The organism is Clostridium sp. LIBA-8553 (assembly GCF_057782465.1).
On sequence record NZ_CM173489.1, the window covers coordinates 669,136 to 690,354 of the forward strand.

Here is a 21,219-nt window from a genome sequence, read left to right on the forward strand (position 1 = left end):
CAGAATACGCTTATAATGAATTTATAAAAAATATGCATTAAAATTAATTAAACAACCATAGAAAACCTTTTAAAACAAAACGTATTAATAAAATATATGCTATAAAAATAATTTAATATCAAAGAATGATGAAAAGAAACATGTTTATATTAAAAAATATATTGCACTTTTATTCACGAATAACGTATAATTATACAAAAGAAAGCGATAAGCGAATGAATATTAGGGGGAATATATATGAAGAAAAATTTATTTAAAAAAATATTATCAATGGCTGTAATCGGAGGGTTAACTTTAAGCTTAGCAGGATGTGGGGCAAATGCTGCTAAGGGAGAAAGTGATTCTAATGGAAAAATAACTGAAATAAAAGAAAATGGAAAACTAGTCGTTGGATTAAGTGCAGACTATGCGCCTTATGAATTTCATATAATGAAAGATGGAAAAGACCAAATAGTTGGATTTGATATAGACATAGCAAAGGAAATTGCAAATGATATGGGCGTTGATCTAGAAATTAAAGAAATGGACTTTGGGGCTATAGTCCAATCAGTTAAAAGTGGAGCTATTGATCTTGGAATTTCAGGATTAACTCCTGATGAAAAAAGAAAAGAAGCTGTAGATTTTTCAGATATTTATTATGAAGCAGAACAAGGAATTTTAATAAATAAAAACAATAAGGATTCTATAAAAAGCATTGAAGATTTAAAAGGCAAAAAAGTTGGAGCTCAAATAGGATCTATACAGGCTGAAATAGCAAATGGAATAGAAGGAGCAGATGTTAAACTTTTAGATAATGTAAATACTTTAATTTTAGAGTTAAAAACAGGAAAACTTGATGCTTTAATAGTAGAATTGCCAGTTTCAAAAATAGCTACTGAAGTTAATGAAGAGTTAGCTATTGCAGATAATGTCATAAAAGATTCTGAGGGAGGATCAGCTATAGCAATACAAAAAGGAAATAAGGATTTAGTTGACCAAGTAAATGCTACAATTAAAAAATTAAAAGACGATGGTAAAATGGATCAGCTTGTAAATGATGCTATTGAATTAGTTCCATATCAAAAGAAGGATTAGTAATAAAAGTTTTAATAATTAGGGGGCAATATACATGGGGAGTTTAGACTTTAGTTTTTTAAAAGAGTATTTTCCAGTGTTTTTGGAAGGTGCTAAGTGGACATTAATAATTTCAGCAATAACAGTAGTTTTGGGAGCTTTATTAGGAACAATTTTATGCTTTATGAAGCGCTCTAAATTTTCAATATTTAAAGTTAGAATATTAAATATAATTTCTAGCGTTTATGTAGAATTAATAAGAGGAACACCTCTTTTATTACAAATATATATAGTTTATTTTGGATTACCTTCATTTGGGATACAATTAGGAGTGTTAACTTCATGTATTATTGCTATTTCATTAAACTCAGCAGCTTATGTTTCAGAAATAATAAGAGCTGGAATAGATGCTATTGATAAAGGTCAATTAGAAGCGGCAAGAAGTTTAGGAATGACAGAAGGAATGGCTATGAGACTTATAATACTTCCTCAAGCTATAAAAAATATACTTCCAGCCATAGGAAATGAATTCGTTGCTATAATTAAGGAATCATCTATGGCATCTACAATAGGTGTGGCAGAACTTATGTATTCCTCAAAGATAGTAACAGGGGCTACCTACAAAGGGTTTGAGCCACTTATTGTTATCGCTATGTTCTATTTTGTTATGACGTTTAGTTTAGGAAGAGCTATGTCTTATGTAGAAAGGAAGTTGAGTAAAGTATGATAAATGTTAGTAATTTATATAAAAATTTTGGGAAAAATGAAGTGTTAAAAGATATAAGTGAAACAATAGAAAAGGGAGAGGTTGTTGTTATAATTGGTCCTTCAGGATCAGGAAAAAGTACAATTTTAAGATGTTTAAATTTATTAGAGGAACCAACTTCAGGGATAATTAACTTCGAAGGGGAAGATATAACAAATAAGAATGTTGATATAAATAAAATAAGAGAGAAGATGGGGATGGTTTTTCAGCAATTTAATCTTTTCCCACATAAAACAGTTATGGAAAATTTGACTATAGGACCGACTAAAATAAAAAAGGTCTCTAGTGAGGATGCTATAAAAAAAGGAAACGAGTTATTAGAAAAAGTAGGTCTTTTAGATAAAAAAGATGCTTATCCTAATTCTCTTTCAGGAGGACAAAAGCAAAGAATAGCTATAGCAAGAGCTTTGGCTATGGAACCAGATGTTATGCTTTTTGATGAGCCAACATCTGCTTTGGATCCTGAAATGGTAGGAGAGGTTTTAAATGTTATGAAGTCTTTGGCAAAAGATGGAATGACCATGGTTGTAGTAACTCATGAAATGGGGTTTGCAAAGGAAGTAGGAGATAGAATATTATTCATGGATGAAGGGAAAATAATTGAAAAAGGTACTCCAAATGAAATATTTGAAAATCCTAAAAATCCAAGAACACAAGACTTTTTATCAAAAGTTTTATAATAGCCTTTAGAAGATTAAATTTTAATAGATTTAATCTTTTAAATAAATTAATTAGTACAAAAAGAGGACATAAAGATTCAAATCTTTATGTTCTCTTTTGTATTTCTAAGAAAAAAATTAAGTCCTTAGGGAAACATTAAGTATTTTTTTGATGAAAAATTTACTGTAAATGTTATAATAATGAGAGTAAAGATTAAAATAATAAAGATAGTGAGGAAAAATTTTATGAAGGAAAAAGTAAAAAGCTTTTTTAAGTGTAACTGGGTTTTTATTTTCCTAGTGATAACACTTCAAATAAAATCAATGTTACTTTTATCAATGCTTAGAACACCAGGATCTACGAGTATTAATTTATCTTCAATGTATTTTACTCCTCCAGCTTGGTGGGGACACATAGCAATAGTAACATTAATAGCAAGTTTTGTTTACTTGTTTAAAGGTAAAGGAAGAATGTGGTCAGCTATAGTAATTGATATCTTAGTAACATTACTATTCATAGCTGATATTTGGTATTACAGAGTAAATGGTACTTTCTTATCAATAAGACACATAATTGCGCCAGGAATTTTTAATCCTGTAGGAAAGAGTTTATTTAATTTTGCTACTGTAGATTTAGTGTTTATAGTAGATTTCATATTATTATTTTTAGTTTATAACTTTACAGGCTTAAAAAATGTAAAGTATAAGAGTAATATAAAAACTAGATTGATTGCATTTATATGTGTCTTTGGAATAAGTGCAACAGTAATAGGAGTATCACACTATTACATAGATATTGAAAGGAAATCTGATAAAAGTTTCCTTAGTATATCATGGGCACCATTCCAAACAATTAGTGATATGAGTCCTTTAGGATATCATGGATATGATATTTATTATTATTCAAATAGAGAACAAACTTTAAGTGATGCTCAGAAAAATGAAATTAAAGAATGGTTTAATGAAAACAAAGAGGACTTACCAGATAATAAGTACAAAGGAATGTTTGAAGGTAAGAACCTTATAGCTCTACAAGTTGAATCTCTTGAAAATTTTGTTATAGGTCAAAAAGTGTATGGTCAGGAGATTACTCCAAATATAAATAAGCTTTTAAAAAATAGTTTATATTTTGACAATATAAAGGAACAAAATAACTCAGGAACAAGCTCAGATGCTGATTTAATGGTTAATACATCAATACTACCAGTTAGAAAAGGAACTACATTTTTCGGTTATCCATGGACTGAATATAATACCCTACAAGATTTGTTAGAAAATAAAGGATATACAACAATTTCAACACATCCAGAGGTTCCAGGAAATTGGAACTGGGCTGAAGTTCATAAAGCATTTAATGCAGATGAAATATGGGATGCATCTCAGTTTGATCAAAGTGAAATAATAGGACTTGGAATGTCAGATGAATCTTATTTAAGACAGATTGGAGATAAGCTAAAAGATCAAAAGCAACCATTCTTTACATTCTTAGTAACATTAACAAGTCATGGACCTTTTGATATGCCTAAGGATAAACAGTATTTAGATTTGCCAGAGGATTTAAATAACAATATGTTAGGAGCATATTTCCAAAGCATAAGATATACAGATCAAGCAATTGGAGAATTTTTAAATCAATTAAAAGAAGAAGGACTTCTAGATAATACTGTAATAATGCTTTATGGGGATCATGGCGGAGTTCATAAATTTTATGAAGATCAAATAAAAGATGCGCCATTAGCTGGTGATTGGTGGAAAGATGATCATAAAGAAATTCCTTTCTTAGTATATAATCCAAGTATTAAAGGGGAAACTATATCAAAAGAAGGTGGTCAAATAGACTTCTTGCCAACTATAGCATATCTTTTAGGATTTAACAGAGATGCCTTTGATAGTACATCAATGGGTAGAGTTTTAGTAAATACAAATAGAAATGCAACTATATTAAATGATGGAACAATAGTAGGAACACCAACTCCTGAAGAGACATCACACTTAGAAAAATCATTTAATATTGCAGATATGGTTATACAAGGTAATTATTTTAAGAATAATTAATAAAATTTAAAGCTATTAGTTAAATTTTGATAATAATCTAACTAATAGCTTTTAAATATGTATTTTTTAGTAAAAAACGTAAACTATAAACAAAACAATTATGATATAATATTAATCGTTGTAAAACTTGAAAAAACCAAATGTTCTATAAATGGAGGCCGTTTAATGGAATTTAAAGAAAAAAATAATAATAAAGAGGTAAATATTAAACAAGAGGGTTTCTGGGTAAATTTATTTAAGTTAATGAGACCTAAGCAATGGATAAAAAATTTTTTTGTATTTGGAGCTTTAATTTTTTCATATAGTTTCCTTGATTTAAATAAAGATATTCATGCTGTTATAGCTTTTATACTTTTTTGTTTAATATCATCTACTGTCTATATTATGAATGATATTTTAGATGTAGAGAAAGATAGGATACATCCTAAAAAAAGATTTAGACCTATTGCAAGCAGAGTTATATCAATAAAAGAGGCAGAGATAGCTTTAGTTATTTTGCTAGCATTTAGTATGATATGTGCTTTTCTTGTTAATAGAAAGTTATTTTTTATACTAGTAATATATTTTATAAACAATATTCTTTATTCATTTAAGATAAAAGATATAGTAATATTAGATGTTATTTCAATTGCTTTTGGATTTATATTAAGAGTTATTGCTGGTGGAGTAGCTATTGATGTTTTATTATCTGGATGGATATTGCTATGTACTTTCTTTATAGCATTATTCTTAGGGTTTGAAAAAAGAAGAAATGAGATAATTAAATTAGAAGGAAAGGCTACTGAGCATAGAAAAATATTAGATGATTATTCTGATGAACTATTAAAGCAATTTTCAGATATTACATTAACTTGCACTGTAATAGCTTATGCCATGTATACATTTGTAGCATACAGTACTTCTTACATGATGATAACAAATGTTTTTGTTATTTATGGACTTTTCAGATATAAATATTTAAGTATGAAAAAAGGTGAAGGGGGTAGTCCTACCGAAACCATATTAACAGATAAAAGTATAATAATTGACGTAATATTATGGGCAATTACAAGTGTAATAATACTTTTATGGATAGTTTAATAGTTTAAATTCGGTTGGTTGAGTACCATTTTTATGATATATAAAGTCTAATTGTATATTTAATTAAGAAGTGAGGAAGAAAAATGAAAGCTATAAAGATTGCTTTGTTTGATATTGATAAGACCTTAATAAAGGGAGATTCTATGTTTAAGCTACTAAAGTATACTATAAGTAAGTATCCAAAAGCTAAATGGAAGTTACCAAAACTTTTTTTTATGATGGTTGCATATAAATTTAAATTTATTGATACTAAAAAAGCAAAAGAAAATATGTTTTACACACTAAATTATTTAAGTAATGAAGATTTGGAACAGTTTTATAATTGTGTGATAAAAACTACAGTCTATAGTGATGCTATAGAAGAAATTAAAAAGTTAAGAAAAATGGGTTATTACATATTATTAGTATCAGCTTCTCCTGAATGTTATTTAAAGTTCTTTGAAATAGAGGATTATGTAGATGGAGTAATAGGAACGAAGTTATATTTAGAAAATGATAGATACATAAATAGGATAGATGGAGAGAACTGTAAAGGAGAGGAAAAGGTAAGGAGAATAACTTCATACTTAAAGGAAAGAGATTTCTATATAGATAAGCCTAACTCTTTAGCATATTCAGATTCTCTTTCAGATTTGCCTATGTTTAATTTAGTGGGAAAGGCATATTTAATAAATTATAATAAAAAGAATTTAGATTATGAAATACTAAGATGGAAGTAGGAGAAGAGTTTGAAAGAAAATAAGCTTTGGAAGGGAATATTGTTAATAATTATATCAGCTCTATGTACTTCGTTTGGGCAACTTTTTTGGAAAATTGGAGTAAGTAAGAGCATATGGATTATATTGTTAGGGTTTATTCTTTATGGTGTTGGAGCATTAACAATGATAATAGCATTCAAATTTGGTGAATTATCAATTTTACACCCTCTTATGTGTATAGGATATATTTTTGCTCTAATAAATGGATTTTTATTTTTGAAAGAAAGAATATCTCTTTTACAATTTGTAGGGATAGTTGTGATAATTATAGGAATTGTATTCATAGCAAGGGGGGATGAAGGTGAATAATATATATTTTTTATTCCCTATAATGACTCTTTTAGGAGCATTAGGTGGATACTTTTTTAAAAAGGGAGCAGATAATTTAAATGGGTTATTATCTCTTATTTTAAATTGGAGAGTTTATCTTGGAGGAATATTTTATGTGAGTGCGGCACTTTTGAATATAATAGCACTTAAGTTCTTACCATATAGTATTGTTTTGCCTTTAACTGCTATGACATATATATGGACAATGATAATATCAAAAATTGCTCTAGGAGAGAAAATAACTAGAAATAAGATAATAGGAACTATTTTAATAATAATAGGTTCTATTTTTATAGCTATGTAGTTAAATAGTATATAAGTTTGTACTTGGTTATTTATAGAAAAAATGTAATAATAATATGGTATTTTAAAATTTATATATTGATAGAGAATTAAACTTTATAACTAGGTTTAATATGTTTTATCAACTTAAGATTTGTTTTAGCTAAGTTAAAATAGATATAAATTATATTTAAAAATAAAAAAGGAGGATATTTTATGGAAAAAAGTAATGGTTTTTTAAGTAAAATAGGTAGATTTTTTAAAAATTTTCCTTTAGAAATACTATTCTATCTTTTACTTGTGTTTAAAATTACTGTGTTTTGTACAATGCTAAAGAGTAATAGTGGAATGGAGCTTAATTTAGGTTTTGTATATGGATTAATAGACTATAAATTAATATATCTTTTATTTCCACTAATATTCATAAGCTTTGGGTTCTTATTTAAGAGATGGGGAAAATTTATATATTTATATATTGTAGATTTTGGAATTTCAGCACTTTTAATTTTTGATTTACTTTACTACAGACTTTATGGAACTTTTCCATCAATAAAGTTCTTAATTTATCCAGATTTATTTAATCCTTTAAATAAGGACTTGCTATTTTTTAGAAGTAGAATGCTTTTATTTGTAATAGATTTAGTATTGTTACCTATACTTTACATATTATTTAAAAAGTATACTAAAAACTTGTATTTCGGTAAGCTTAAATATAGAGTTATAGCATTTTTATTAACATTCTTAGTTCCTAGTGGATGTATATTAGGAAAATATTATTTATATGATGTAAAAGATATAACTAATGGAGAAAAGGGATTCTTAAGAGTTGCTTGGACACCTACCAGTGGAATTTTTAGAGCTACTCCTTTAGGATATCATTTCTTTGATATTTATAAGACGTTAGTTCTTGATAAGGATATAAAATTAAGTGACCAAGAAAAGCAAGAAGTACAAAGTTGGCTTGATGCAAACTATGAAAACTTACCTGATAATCAGTACAAAGGAGAATTAAAAGGTAAAAATTTAGTAGTTATACAAGTTGAATCCTTAGAAGATTTTGTTATAAACAAGAAAGTAGATGGACAAGAAATAACCCCAACATTAAATTCAATGTTGAAGAATTCATATTATTTCCCTAACATTTATGAAGAGAACTTAACTGGATTTAGTTCAGATGCTGATTTAATGGTTAATACAGGTATGCTACCAGTAACTAATGCTGCAACATCATTTGCATACCCAAGTAGAACATTAACAACACTTCCATCTTTATTAGAAAAGGCTGGATATACTACAGTTTCAGCTCATCCTGAGGTTGCTGGAAGTTGGAACTGGGGAGAAGTTCATCATAGCTTATTAAAATTCCAAAATTCATATACTTTATATGATTTTAATGAGGATGAAATAATTGGATTAGGAATATCAGATAAGAGTTATTTATCACAATTAGCAACTAAAGCAGGAAGCTTAAAACAACCATTTTATCTATTTACAGTTACTTTAACAAATCATGGTCCTTTTGAAATTGATGATGCGCATACAACAATAAAAGTACCAAGTGAAATACAAGGAACTCTTTTAGGACAATACTTTAAAACTGTAAGATATACAGACGAAGCTATTAAGATGTTTATGGATAAATTAAAGGCTGAAGGTAGATTTGATGATACGGTATTTGTTATATATGGAGACCATGCAGGTCCTAATAAATACTATAAAGATCAATTAAAAGATGTGAATTTTGACGGTAACTATTGGAAGCTTGATGAAAAGAAAGTACCCCTTATAATTTACAATCCATCAATACAAGGAAAGACAATAGAAACTAAAGGTGGTCTTATAGATGTTATGCCAACAGTTTCATATTTATTAGGTGTTAATGATGGAAGTTTAAGAAATGTAATCGGAAGAAATCTTTTAAATACAAATAGAAATATAGCACCGCTTCCAGGTGGAGAAGTAGCTGGAGAAGCTAAATCACAAGATGAGTTAAATCACGTTAAACAATCTTATGATATATCAACTAAGATAATAAGATCAGATTACTTTAAAAATAATTAATACTCATGTTTCATTAATAGGAGTGGAGTAGTTAACTAAAAATTTATTTAAAACAAAATTAAAAAGAGTAGAAATGAGAGTTCTCATTTCTACTCTTTTTTAACAAGTAAAATCTCTATCTATAGTTATTATGCAGTTATATTGTGGATGAGTCTCTTTAACAGCATTTATTATACTTTTCTTTAATTCACTTTCGGACATAACTTTTTTTAGTTTTTCTGGGTTTACAACTACATCAAATATAAGATTTTTCTTTTCACCATGACCAACGATTCTAAAATCATGCATTGATTCTATTAATGGATTATATTTTATTATTTTATCTATTTCTTCTTTAGCTTGTTTTATTTCATCATCTTCTAAACAGATAGGATCCATATGAATTACTAAATAAATTTTTAGCTTTTTAGAAATTTCTCTTTCAGCCATATCTATAATATCATGTATTTTCATAACATTTATATCAGATGGTATTTCAGCATGAATTGAAGCCATACATTTACCTACACCATAGTTATGAATTATAAGGTCGTGAACTCCTATAATATGATCATATGATAAAACCATATCTCTAATGTTTTTCGCAAGTTCCGGGTCGGGAGCTTCTCCTAATAGTGGATTTATAGTTTCTTTTATTAAAGTGAATCCAGCGTAAAGAATAGCAAGTGAAACAAGAACACCTATATATCCATCAATAGGGAATGTGGTAAATTTAGCAGCTAAAAATGATATAACAACACATGTTGAGGTAAATACATCACCTAAAGCATCAACTGAGGCAGCTTTAAGAGCTGATGAATTTATTTTTTCACCTGTAAGCTTATTAAATCTACTCAACCAAAATTTGAAGAATATTGAGATTACAAGTAGAATAAAAGGAATTATTTCAAAATTGACAGGTGTGGGATTAATAATTCTTTCAATTGATGATTTTGTAAATTGAAAACCTACTAGCATTACCATGAAAGCAACTATTAGTGCTGAAATATATTCAATTCTACCATGACCAAATGGATGTTCCTTATCGGCTGGCATTTTGGCTAGTTTAAAACCAATCATTGTTATTACAGAAGAACCGGCATCAGAAAGGTTGTTAAAGGCATCAGCTGTTATGGCTATACTTGCTGAAATTAATCCAACAGAAAATTTGATTAGAAATAAAAGTATATTAACAATTATTCCAATTATGCTGGCCAGATACCCATATGCACTTCTGACATCTTCGTTCTCTGTATTTTTATAATCCTTAATGAACATTTTTATTATAAAATTTGAAAACATAAGTATCATCTCTCCATTTTTATATTGAATTGTGAATCTAATATTAGTAATTATACTGTTTAAAGTATGTAAAAAATAAAATTCCCAATAATAGATTGACCAAAATAAAGTCCAGAAGTTTTAAAAACTACTCTTAACTAAATCTCATTTTATTATAGCATAATATTTTATATTGAAAAATATTGAAATAGAATATAAAATAATAAGACGATTATAAAAAAAAATCGATATGAAGAAAATTATGATGTATGGGAGAAGATTAGATATGAATAGAGGGAAAATAAGTGCTTTAATACTGTCGTGTGTTTTGGCTACGAATATTTCAAGTTTTAATGAAGTGGTTTTAGCAAATGAAAATAAGGGAGAGAAAAATCATAGTGAAAGCCATAAGGAAAGCAATTGTATAGCTGGTGATTATCACGAAGTTAGTGAGGAAAATTTAAAAAATTCAAAGAATACACCTATTATAAATGGAATAAAGGTAAATAAGCAATTAATAGATATAAACTATTCTCAAGGGGTTACTATAAAGCCTAAATATATAGTTATACATGATACTGATAATAGACAAGCTGGAGCTAATGCTATGGCTAACAGAAATTATTTCGCAAATCATCCAAATGCTAAAGCATCAGCTCATTATATAATTGATGAGGGAAATATTGTTCAAGCTTTAGAGGATAATTGGAAGGGTTGGCATGTTGGAGATGGAAATAATCCAAATATAAATAATTCAACAACTATAGCCATAGAGTTATGTGTTAATAAGGGAAATAATTTTGATAAAACTTTAGAACATGGAGTTGAATTAACTAAGTATTTAATGGAAAAACATAATATACCTGCAGAAAACGTTGTGATGCATAGAGATGCAAGTGGAAAAACATGTTCAAGAATGATGATTGAAGATAGACCAAGTTTATGGCCTTATTTCAAGAATAAAATTTCTGGTGGAGATGGAAGTTTAGAAGATGATGGATTGAAGCCTAAAATGAAAGGGAAGGTCATCAATGCCTCTGTTCTTAATGTAAGGGAGAGTCCAAGTACTTCGGGGAGAATAGTTCATAAGTTGAATAGAAATCAAGTTGTAGGAATATATGAAGAGCTAAATGGATGGTATAAGATTGATTATATAGATGGATTAAAAAAGAAATATGGATATGTAAGTAAAGAGTATATATCAGTAATAGATGAAGCGCCAGGAGGCGATGATAACACAGGAGATAATCAGGGAAATTCCATAAATAAGACGGGTAAAGTTGTCGGTATATCAACAAATTTAAATGTAAGAAAAGGACCAGGTACATCTTATAGTGTTGTAGGATATCTTTTAAATAATGAAGAGGTAAAGGTTAATTATGAAAAGGATGGCTGGTATAATATAACTTTTAATGGAAATAAAGAAGGTTATGTAAGTAAAAAATATATTTCTCTGGAAAGTGATAGTACACCAGAAAATCCAGAAAAACCACCAGTTTCGGTGAATAAACAAGGAATAGTAAAGGTTAATAGTACCTTAAACATGAGAAGTGGTCCAGGAAGTAATTATAATGTTATAGGAACTTTACGTAATAATGATAAAGTAGAAATAATAAAAGAAGTAAATGGGTGGTATGAAATAACATTTAATGGTAAGAGTGGATATGTATCAAGCCAATATGTGAGTATGGTAGAAGAGGGATCGAATGAAGAAAAGCCAATAGAGCCACCAGTTTCAGTAAATAAACAAGGAATAGTTAAAGTTAACAGCACATTAAATATGAGAAGTGGTCCAGGAAGTAAGTATGGAGTTATAGGAATTTTACATAATAATGATAAAGTAGAAATAATAAGAGAAGTAAGTGGATGGTATGAGATAAAGTTTAACGGTAAAAGTGGATATGTATCAAGTCAATATGTAACTATAGTAAATGGTGGTGCAAATGAAGAAAAGCCAGTAGAGCCAGAAAAGCCACCAGTTTCAATAAATAAGCAGGGAATAGTTAAAGTTAACAGTACATTAAATATGAGAAGTGGTCCAGGAAGTAATTATGATGTTATAGGAACTTTGCGTAATAATGACAAAGTTGAAATACTTAAAGAAGTAGATGGTTGGTATGCAATAAAATTCAATGGTAAGACTGGATATGCTTCAAAATCATATATAACTATAGTTAATGAAGGATCGAATAATGGAATTATTAATGAAAATAAAGAAGGAACTGTTTATGGAGTAAGTACAAATTTAAATGTAAGAACAGGTCCTGGAACTAATTATCAAGTATTAGGATATCTATTATCAGGAGATAAGGTTAAGATTTTAGGAGAAGAAAATGATTGGTATAAGGTTCAGTTCACTACTAGTAGTGGAAGTAAGATTGGATATGCAAGCAAAAAATATATTAGGGTATAATTATATGTAATCTATTCAAAAATCAATAAATTTTGAATAAAAATAAGGTTTTTCATAGTGCTTTAATATTTTGTTAATTATGAATTTTGTGGTAAAGTATAATTAAAAGTATCTATTTAGATAGAAAGGTGAGATACAGATGGAAAAAGTTATCGCAAATGAATTAATTAATTTTTTATATGAAAGTCCAACCGCTTTTCATGCTGTAAAGAATGTAAAAGACACTTTAGAGTTTGAAGGATTTAAAGAATTAAAAGAGACAGATAGATGGGATTTAGAAGTTGAAGGCAAATATTTTGTTACTAAAAATGATTCAGCTTTAATTGCTTTCAGAGTTGGTAAAGGTGACATTGCAGAGCATGGATTTAAAATAATAGGTGCTCATACTGATTCACCAGGATTTAGAATAAAACCAAACCCAGAGATAACAGTTGAAAATACTTACGTTAAGTTAAATACTGAGGTTTATGGTGGACCAATATTAAATACTTGGTTTGATAGACCATTAGCTTTAGCAGGAAGAGTATCATTAGTAAGTAAAAATCCATTAAAGCCACTTAATAAAATAGTTAATATAAATAGACCAATACTTATAATTCCAAACTTAGCTATTCACATGAATAGAGAGGTTAATGATGGATATAAAATAAACAGACAAAAGGATACATTACCTTTATTATCACTTGTTAACGAGAATTTAGAAAAAGGAAATTATCTAATTGAGCTTTTAGCAAAAGAATTACATTGTGAAAAAGAAGATATTCTTGATTTTGAATTATATCCATACGAATATGAAAAAGGTTGTTTAATGGGATTAAATGAAGAATTCATATCTTCAGGAAGATTAGATGACTTATCAATGGTTCATGCAGGTATTAAAGCATTAATGGATGCTGAGATATCACAAGCTACTAATGTAATGGTATGTTTTGATAATGAAGAAGTTGGAAGTGCAACTAAACAAGGTGGGGATTCAGATTTCTTAAAAACAATATTAGAAAGAATTGTACTAGCTTTAGGCAAAGATAGAGAAGATTTCTTAAGATCTTTATCAGAATCATTTATGATTTCAGCAGATTTAGCTCATGCAGTTCATCCAAACTTAGGAGAAAAACATGATCCTGTAGTTAGACCAGTTTTAGGAAAAGGCCCTGTAATAAAAATAGCAGCATCACAAAGCTATACTAGTGATAGCGATTCAGCAGCTGTTTATGAAATGGTATGTAGAAAAGCAGGTGTTAATGTTCAAAAATTTGTAAATAGATCTGATATGAGAGGTGGTTCAACAATAGGACCAATATCTTCAACTCATCTACCAATAAGATCAGTTGATATGGGAACTCCAATATTAGCAATGCATTCAATAAGAGAGTTCGGTGCTGTTAAAGATCATTTTGATTGTATAAAATCATTCACTGAATTCTTTAGAATTTAGTCTATTAATAATTTTCAATATATTAGTTAATATAATTTTTAGTAGTTATAAGAATAAAAAAGTGTATCAGTATTTGATACACTTTTTATTTTTTGGAGCTATTTTGTAAATGTTGATTTTTAGCTAGCCCTTCAGACCTACTTAATTTCGCAAAGTATTACTATCATCTACTTCAGAATAATAGCTAAAGCTTTTAAACTCGCTATGCTCAAACAGAAAAAGCTTCTTAACGCTATTATTCTTACGTATATGATGCAATACTAACTGCTCATCAAGATGGTCTTACAGTTCTATCTAAAAATCAACACTAGTTTAAAACATAGCTTATTTTTTTATATATCATCGTCGTCAAAAATATCTTCTGTATAATCAAATTCATTGTACGCTATATTATTACAAACTATATCATCTTTAACTGGACTAGGTAGTTTTGAATAAGTTTTTCCTGTTTTTGAATAAGAAACTAGATCATGTCCCTCCGGACTATAAAATGTCCTATCTTTAGGAGTATATAATTTGCTTTCATTTTTTTTGCTCATTTTTTATTTCTCCTTTCAATTTTAAACTTGACTATAATTTAGAGTAGATTAATTTTCTTTAAATTAAGTCTAATTTTAGTTTCTCCAAAATAATTTAAGTTATTTAAAATAGAGTTTAAGTTTATTTGGTAATTATTAAGGTTTGTAGTAAATCTATGAGTTGGATTGTTAAATCCATTATTATTAAGTTTTATATAGGTTATATTTACGTAAAGTCTGATTAATAAAGTTGAAAAAACAAATACTATATTTTAGGATAGGATATAGAAAGAAAAAATAGGTGATATATGATTGGTAAATTGAAGGGAGAATTTAAGTATGGCATATAAATTAATATGTATAGATATGGATGGAACATTATTAAATAATAAGCATGAAATCAGTGAAAGAAATAAAGAAGCCATAAAAAGAGCTACAGAAAAAGGAGTAAAGGTAGCAGTAACAACTGGTAGATTATTTGCTTCAGCAAAATATTATGCAAGCCTTATTGGAGTTAAGACACCTATAATATCATGTAATGGAGCTTTTGTAAGAGAGAAGGATGAAGATAAAGTTATATATGAATCTGTTTTAAATGAGGAACAAATAGGAAGAATATATGATGTTATAAAGAAGTATGATATTCAAATGGCATATTTTAATACACCTGACACTGTTATATCTGAGAAGATAGTTCCAGAAGAACATGGATATAAAGTTATGAATAGAATGATGGAAGAATCAGATGAAAAAGTCAAATTTTCAGAAGGAATAGATTTTAGAGAGTCTTTTAAAACTCATGGAGAACATATACTTAAAGCTATTTGTATAGAAAATGATAATAATAAATTAGATGAATTATTTAAGGCAAAAGAAGAGTTGAAAAAATATGATGATTTTGAAGTGGTAAGTTCATCACCTAATAATTTTGAAGTTATGAATAATGGAACTTCAAAAGGTAATGCGGTGAAAGTTTTAGCAGATATACTTCATATAAATAGAGAGGAGATTATTTGTCTAGGTGATAGTGAAAATGATCTTAGTATGATAGAGTTTGCTGGACTTGGAATTGCTATGGGAAATGCTGAAGAGTTTTTAAAAGAAAAAGCTGATTATACAACAGATACAAATGAAAATGATGGAGTAGCTAAAGCTATAGAAAAATTTGTATTAGACTAGTTTATTAATAAAAATGTTTTTTTAGTGTAGTGTACTTTAAAAAGTAAGGAATAATTAAAAAGAACTTATAAAGTATGTAGAGAGTGAAAGCTCTTTCTATATTTTATAAGTTCTTTTATTTTTATGTTTTATATAAATTTTTATTTTTGAGTGGTAGTTGTTTTTGATTCTTTCTTTGTAGTAGTAGAGGTTCCTCTACTTGTGGTTGTTGTGGTGGTAGTAGTTGTTGTAACTACTGTTGTAACGATTTTAGTCGAATTATCTAAATTTGAATCTTCCTTCGAGATAGCTGGTTTAAATGGCCACCAGTTTGCTTTACCAAATATTTTTACCATGGCTGGTATGAATAAAGGAAGAACAAAAACAACATATAAAAGAATACCTGTTAAAACTACCATAGAAATTTCAATTAATGATAGTACTCCAGATGGAAGTAATGCTGCAAAGGTACCACTAAGGATTATTACAGCAGAAATTATAACTCCACCCATACTTTTCATTGTTCTTATTATACGATCTTTTATAGTTCCATTAACATCTTGATTAAATCTTGTCATTATAAATATTGAGTAATCTATTCCTAAGGCCATTAGGACAACAAAGCCAAAGAATGATGTTATCCATGATATACCTGGATAGCCCATGATTTTAGTGACAATAAATTGTATTACGCTTATTGAAGTAAAATAAGTTAATAATAATGAAATCATTAAGTATGCTGGCATTGTTAAGGATCTTAATATAATAATTAAGGTAATAAATACTCCAACTATTACAAAGATTAAAGCTTTATCATAATCAGAATCTGCCATTTTTTTAGTTTCATATGTTGTGCTAGCCATTCCGCCAATACCAATATTAGCATTTTCTAGTTTAGTTCCTTTAACACTCTCTTGAACAATGGACTTTAATTCTGGAATTTCATTAATAGCTTCATTAGAATAAGGATTTTTATTAGTAACTACATTTATAACAGCAAGTTTTCCATCTTGACTTATATATTGGTTTAGTGATTGTTTAAATTCACTATTATCGAATACTTGTATTGGAACACAAATTCCTGAGAGATTATAAGAAAGGTTTGCCCAGTCATTTATGAAACCATTAGCATATTTAAGACCATTTTGAATCTCAGTTATTCCATTAGAACCTGCTTCAAGTCCATTAGATAATTCATTTATTTGTCCTGAAAACTCCTTAAATCCATTTTGGATTTGAGATTGGCCATTAGCAATTTGACTTAATGCATTTGAAATTTCAGGTATATTAGAAGAAATTTCTTCTCCTCCTGCTAGGGACTTTCCAAGTCCATTATCTAAGGCATTTAATCCATTTTCAATTTCAGAAATCCCAGAATTAAATTTTCCCAAATCATTTATTACAGTATCTTTTTTCTCATTTAAATTATTTATTAGAACCTTTAGTGCTCCTATGCTTTCATTTATTGCTTGAATTTCTGGACTATTATTAAGGGTTCCTTTTAAATTGTTGGAATTATTGTTTAAATTATTAACATCCTGAGTGAACTTTTTAAAGTTTTCATCATTAGCAATCTCAGGATGGTCCTTTGAATACTGACTTAAGTGAGAATTTAATGATGAAAGAGATTCTTTAAGCTTACTAGTATCTACATTAACTGCATTAGGGTTACCTGTTAATGAACCGATTTTATTTAAGTTATTAAGAACATCGTTAGCAGAATTAACTATGTTAGTATAATCTTCTTCAAGTTGAGATTTACTTAGTTTCAAAGCATTAACTTTATCTAAAGCTCCATCTATAGAAGTTTTTAATTCTGTAGCTCCATTATGTTCTTGACGTATGCTTTCAACAAGTTCATTAAGAGCATTTTGAAGCTCTGAAACGCCTGCTTCAGTTTTCTTAGTACCTTCTTGAAGTTTTGCAGTTCCTTCTTCTGCACCTTTTAATTGACTTTTAGAAGAATCTATTTTTTTACTGGCATCAGCTAAGCCACTGTTTATTTCACTTAATCCACTATTGGCCTTATCTATACCTTGGTGGACTTGGCCAGCTTGATCATTTACATAAATGTCATCAATACGAGTACCTGTAGGTCTAGTAACACTTAAAACAGATTTTATATCCTTACTAGAGTTTTGTAAATCATTAGAAAGTTTTTCTACAAGAGCTACATATTCTGGTTTTCTCATATCATCATCATTTTCTATGTATATGGAAACTGGAGAAGCTTGTCCTATTCCAAAATCATCTGCTATGATATTAAATCCTTCCTTTGCAGAATATGAATCACCTATTTCATTTAAATTATTAAAGGATTGGTCAAAATTGTTAAATAAAATAGGTATTAAAAGTATAGCTAATATAATTCCTAATATAGGTATGGGTTTGTTGAAAGCTTTATTAGCTAGTTTAGCCCAAAGTTTATTTTCTTCAGCTTTAAAAGTCCCTTTAACGGGCCAAAAAATATTTTTGCCTAATATAATCATTACAGCTGGGAAAATTGTAAATAATGCTGTGATTAAAAATAATATACCGATTGCTACAGCAACAGCACTTCTATATAAATTAAATTCTATAAAATTAAGAGAAGCAAAAACTACAAAAACTGGAGTAGCACTGGATAAGACTGTTTTACCAGCGGTCTTAAATGTAGTTTTTACAGCATTGAATCCTTCATTTCCATTTACCAATTCTTCTTTAAATCTATTTAATAAAAGAATTGAATAATCAGTTCCTATACCAAACATAATGCATATCATAAATATTTGAGTATAGTTTGAAAGTGGAAAATTAAATTTATCTGCTAAAATAGCTACGACTGATTGAGCTCCAAGATAACTTATTCCTACAGTAAGTAAAGGAATAAATGGAGTAACTACTGACTTAAATAATAATATAAGTACTATAAATATAAATATAACCGTTATAGTTTGAGTTTTATTTAATCCTTTTTGTGCAGCTACGTTAACATCATTTTCTATAAGACTTTGACCTGTAACATAGGTTTCAACGCCTGGAGTTTTTAGTTTATCATTTAAGGTCTTTTCAATTGTGCTTACAGAAGCTCCTTTGGGATTGATTGTCATTAAAGCCATGATAGTTTCACCATTTGGTGAATTAAGTTGATTTTTTAGCTCAGGAGTGTCAAAACTATCATTTATGCTCTGAATATAATCACTATTTTCTTCGGACTTTAACCTATCAATTGTATCTTTTATATTTTTTAAATTCTCATCTGTTAATTTGCTATTAGAATGGAAAACAGCTATATAGCTATCATTATTGTTAAATTGATTATTTTCTTGGAGTATTTCTGAAATTTTAGAAGAATAATCATTAGGTAATTGAATTCCACCCTTTTCACTAACTAGTTTTGATAGGGATGGAGCAGTTAAAAATAAAAATGCTACAATCGCACACCATAATACTAAAATAAAAAAGCTAAGTGGTTTATTTAGTTTAAAATTCTTTAATAAGTTCTCTTTCATATAGTCCCTTCTTTCTTTTACTACTTTAATTACAATCATTAATAGAAAATTAATATTTTGTTGAAGAATAAAGTAGTGTCAAACTTAAGAAAAAAACTAGCTTTTTTCTTAAGTTTTCGCAATTAAATATAATACTTATAAATTAATAATACCATATATTTCATGAAATTATGAACTAATTGTTAATAGGATAAAAGCAAAAAAACACACGATTTATTAAGAAATTTCTTAAAAATCATGTGTTTTCTTTAAAATAATGTATTAGTCGTTAGATTTACCAACACCTGAAAGGATTATTCCAGGGTTGTGGTCTATAGCCCATGATATACCCCAGTCATTTTGGAATATAAGTAGATTTCTATCTTTAAAGTCTTTAACTTTCTTAGTATCAGACGTTAAGTTTAATGAATCTACATCTATATCAGTATTTTCAATCCATCTAACATATCTAAATGGAAGTCTTTCCATTTTTATATCAACGTTATATTCATTTTTTAATCTGTATTCTAAAACTTCAAATTGAAGAACACCAACAACACCAACTATGATTTCTTCCATACCTATGTGTAATTCTTTAAATACCTGAATAGCACCTTCTTGAGCTATTTGAGTAACACCTTTTATGAATTGCTTTCTCTTCATAGTATCTACAGGTTTAACTCTAGCAAAGTGCTCAGGAGCGAATGTAGGAATTCCTTCAAATTTGAATTTTTTAGGGTTTAAGCATAAAGTATCTCCAATTGAGAATATACCTGGATCAAATACCCCTATGATATCTCCAGCATAAGCTTCTTCAACAACCTCTCTATCTTGAGCTAAGAATTGTTGAGGTTGAGCAAGTTTAACTTTCTTACCACCTTGAACGTGGAAAACATCTTTTCCTTTTTCAAATTTACCAGAACATATTCTCATGAAAGCAAGTCTATCTCTATGAGCTTTATTCATGTTAGCTTGTATTTTAAATACGAAAGCTGAGAATGGTTCAGTCATAGGATCTATTTCACCTATTGATGAATTTCTTGGAAGTGGAGAAGTAGTTAGTTTTAAGAAGTCATTTAAAAATGGCTCAACTCCAAAGTTTGTAAGAGCTGATCCAAAGAATACAGGAGTTAATTCTCCTTTTCTAACTTTCTCTAAATCAAATTCGTCACCAGCTATATCTAAAAGTTCAACATCTTCCATTAACTTATTATGTAAATCTTCACCTAGAAGTTCTTTAAATTTAGGATCTTCTAAGTCACCAGTTATAGTTGAAACCTCGCTTTGTCCGTGATTTCCACCATCAAATAAGTGAATTGTGTTTGTAGCTCTATCATAAACACCTTTAAAGTGACTTCCACATCCTATTGGCCAATTCATTGGGTAAGATTTTATACCAAGTTCACTTTCAATATCTTCTAGAAGTTGGAATGGATCTCTAGTTTCTCTATCCATTTTGTTTACAAAAGTAAATATAGGAATTTCTCTTAATGAAGCAACTTGGAATAGTTTTCTTGTTTGATCCTCAACCCCTTTAGCTCCATCGATAACCATAACAGCTGAGTCGGCAGCCATAAGTGTTCTATATGTATCTTCTGAGAAGTCTTGGTGACCAGGAGTATCTAGTATATTTATACAATATCCACCATAGTTAAATTGCATAACAGATGAAGTAACAGAGATACCTCTTTGCTTTTCTATTTCCATCCAGTCAGAAACTGCGTGTGTAGCAGCTTTTCTAGCCTTTACAGAACCAGCCATTCTAATAGCTCCTCCATAAAGTAAGAATTTTTCAGTAAGAGTAGTTTTACCAGCATCAGGGTGAGATATGATGGCAAAGGTTCTTCTTTTCTCTATTTCCTTAATTAAATCGCTCAATCTAATTTCCTCCTTAATTTTTTATGTATATTAAAATATTAAC

16 protein-coding genes are annotated in these 21,219 nt (G+C 28.6%); 12 read left to right on the forward strand and 4 right to left on the reverse strand.

Going from position 1 to position 21,219, the window contains the following annotated elements:
• Nucleotides 1-237 precede the first annotated feature (237 nt).
• From AC2JAQ_RS02810 to AC2JAQ_RS02850, 9 genes are all read left to right on the forward strand, one after another.
• On the forward strand, nucleotides 238-1,074 hold the full coding sequence (locus tag AC2JAQ_RS02810) for an ABC transporter substrate-binding protein (protein ID WP_488457803.1): 837 nt from the start codon (nucleotides 238-240) through the stop codon (nucleotides 1,072-1,074).
• A 34-nt stretch (nucleotides 1,075-1,108) separates the two neighbouring features.
• Entirely contained in the window at nucleotides 1,109-1,780 is a 672-nt protein-coding gene (locus AC2JAQ_RS02815) for an amino acid ABC transporter permease (RefSeq protein WP_488457804.1), read from the forward strand.
• Nucleotides 1,777-2,499 carry an amino acid ABC transporter ATP-binding protein gene (locus AC2JAQ_RS02820; RefSeq protein ID WP_488457805.1) on the forward strand — a complete coding sequence of 241 codons (723 nt, stop codon included), beginning with the start codon at nucleotides 1,777-1,779 and terminating at the stop codon, nucleotides 2,497-2,499. The genes AC2JAQ_RS02815 and AC2JAQ_RS02820 overlap by 4 nt, the downstream gene beginning before the upstream one ends.
• 225 nt (nucleotides 2,500-2,724) lie before the next feature.
• On the forward strand, nucleotides 2,725-4,533 hold the full coding sequence (locus tag AC2JAQ_RS02825; RefSeq protein WP_488457806.1) for an LTA synthase family protein: 1,809 nt from the start codon (nucleotides 2,725-2,727) through the stop codon (nucleotides 4,531-4,533).
• Between the two features lie 165 nt (nucleotides 4,534-4,698).
• The gene (locus AC2JAQ_RS02830) at nucleotides 4,699-5,613 is read left to right on the forward strand and encodes a decaprenyl-phosphate phosphoribosyltransferase (RefSeq protein WP_488457807.1); all 915 of its coding nucleotides are present in this window, start codon (nucleotides 4,699-4,701) and stop codon (nucleotides 5,611-5,613) included.
• Nucleotides 5,614-5,696: 83 nt separating this feature from the next.
• Complete coding sequence (locus tag AC2JAQ_RS02835; protein WP_488457808.1) at nucleotides 5,697-6,332, forward strand: HAD family hydrolase; 636 nt, start codon at nucleotides 5,697-5,699, stop codon at nucleotides 6,330-6,332.
• Between the two features lie 9 nt (nucleotides 6,333-6,341).
• Nucleotides 6,342-6,680 (forward strand): EamA family transporter, encoded by a 339-nt coding sequence (locus AC2JAQ_RS02840; protein WP_488457809.1) that lies wholly within the window; start codon nucleotides 6,342-6,344, stop codon nucleotides 6,678-6,680.
• Nucleotides 6,673-7,005: an EamA family transporter gene (locus AC2JAQ_RS02845; protein WP_488457810.1), complete on the forward strand. Its 333-nt coding sequence runs from the start codon at nucleotides 6,673-6,675 to the stop codon at nucleotides 7,003-7,005. The genes AC2JAQ_RS02840 and AC2JAQ_RS02845 overlap by 8 nt, the downstream gene beginning before the upstream one ends.
• A 194-nt stretch (nucleotides 7,006-7,199) precedes the next feature.
• On the forward strand, nucleotides 7,200-9,044 hold the full coding sequence (locus tag AC2JAQ_RS02850) for an LTA synthase family protein (protein ID WP_488457811.1): 1,845 nt from the start codon (nucleotides 7,200-7,202) through the stop codon (nucleotides 9,042-9,044).
• 99 nt (nucleotides 9,045-9,143) lie between these two features.
• Here the strand turns inward: AC2JAQ_RS02850 and AC2JAQ_RS02855 are convergent, their stop codons facing one another.
• A complete protein-coding gene (locus AC2JAQ_RS02855; RefSeq protein WP_488457812.1) occupies nucleotides 9,144-10,325 on the reverse strand; it encodes a cation diffusion facilitator family transporter in 1,182 nt (393 codons plus the stop codon).
• A gap of 265 nt (nucleotides 10,326-10,590) precedes the next feature.
• Between AC2JAQ_RS02855 and AC2JAQ_RS02860 the strand changes: the two genes are divergently transcribed.
• Entirely contained in the window at nucleotides 10,591-12,717 is a 2,127-nt protein-coding gene (locus AC2JAQ_RS02860; protein WP_488457813.1) for an N-acetylmuramoyl-L-alanine amidase, read from the forward strand.
• A gap of 133 nt (nucleotides 12,718-12,850) precedes the next feature.
• Nucleotides 12,851-14,152: a M18 family aminopeptidase gene (locus AC2JAQ_RS02865; protein ID WP_488458764.1), complete on the forward strand. Its 1,302-nt coding sequence runs from the start codon at nucleotides 12,851-12,853 to the stop codon at nucleotides 14,150-14,152.
• A gap of 332 nt (nucleotides 14,153-14,484) precedes the next feature.
• Here AC2JAQ_RS02865 and AC2JAQ_RS02870 read toward each other — a convergent pair whose 3' ends face one another.
• Nucleotides 14,485-14,691 (reverse strand): hypothetical protein, encoded by a 207-nt coding sequence (locus AC2JAQ_RS02870; protein ID WP_423240069.1) that lies wholly within the window; start codon nucleotides 14,689-14,691, stop codon nucleotides 14,485-14,487.
• 318 nt (nucleotides 14,692-15,009) lie between these two features.
• On the opposite strand from AC2JAQ_RS02870, the gene AC2JAQ_RS02875 reads away from it, so the two are divergent.
• Nucleotides 15,010-15,849 carry a Cof-type HAD-IIB family hydrolase gene (locus AC2JAQ_RS02875; RefSeq protein ID WP_488457814.1) on the forward strand — a complete coding sequence of 280 codons (840 nt, stop codon included), beginning with the start codon at nucleotides 15,010-15,012 and terminating at the stop codon, nucleotides 15,847-15,849.
• A gap of 140 nt (nucleotides 15,850-15,989) precedes the next feature.
• On the opposite strand, the gene AC2JAQ_RS02880 is transcribed toward AC2JAQ_RS02875, so the two are convergent.
• Together AC2JAQ_RS02880 and AC2JAQ_RS02885 are read right to left on the reverse strand one after the other, a co-directional pair.
• Complete coding sequence (locus AC2JAQ_RS02880; protein ID WP_488457815.1) at nucleotides 15,990-19,319, reverse strand: MMPL family transporter; 3,330 nt, start codon at nucleotides 19,317-19,319, stop codon at nucleotides 15,990-15,992.
• A gap of 261 nt (nucleotides 19,320-19,580) precedes the next feature.
• The gene (locus AC2JAQ_RS02885; protein ID WP_488457816.1) at nucleotides 19,581-21,176 is read right to left on the reverse strand and encodes a peptide chain release factor 3; all 1,596 of its coding nucleotides are present in this window, start codon (nucleotides 21,174-21,176) and stop codon (nucleotides 19,581-19,583) included.
• Nucleotides 21,177-21,219: the final 43 nt, after the last annotated feature.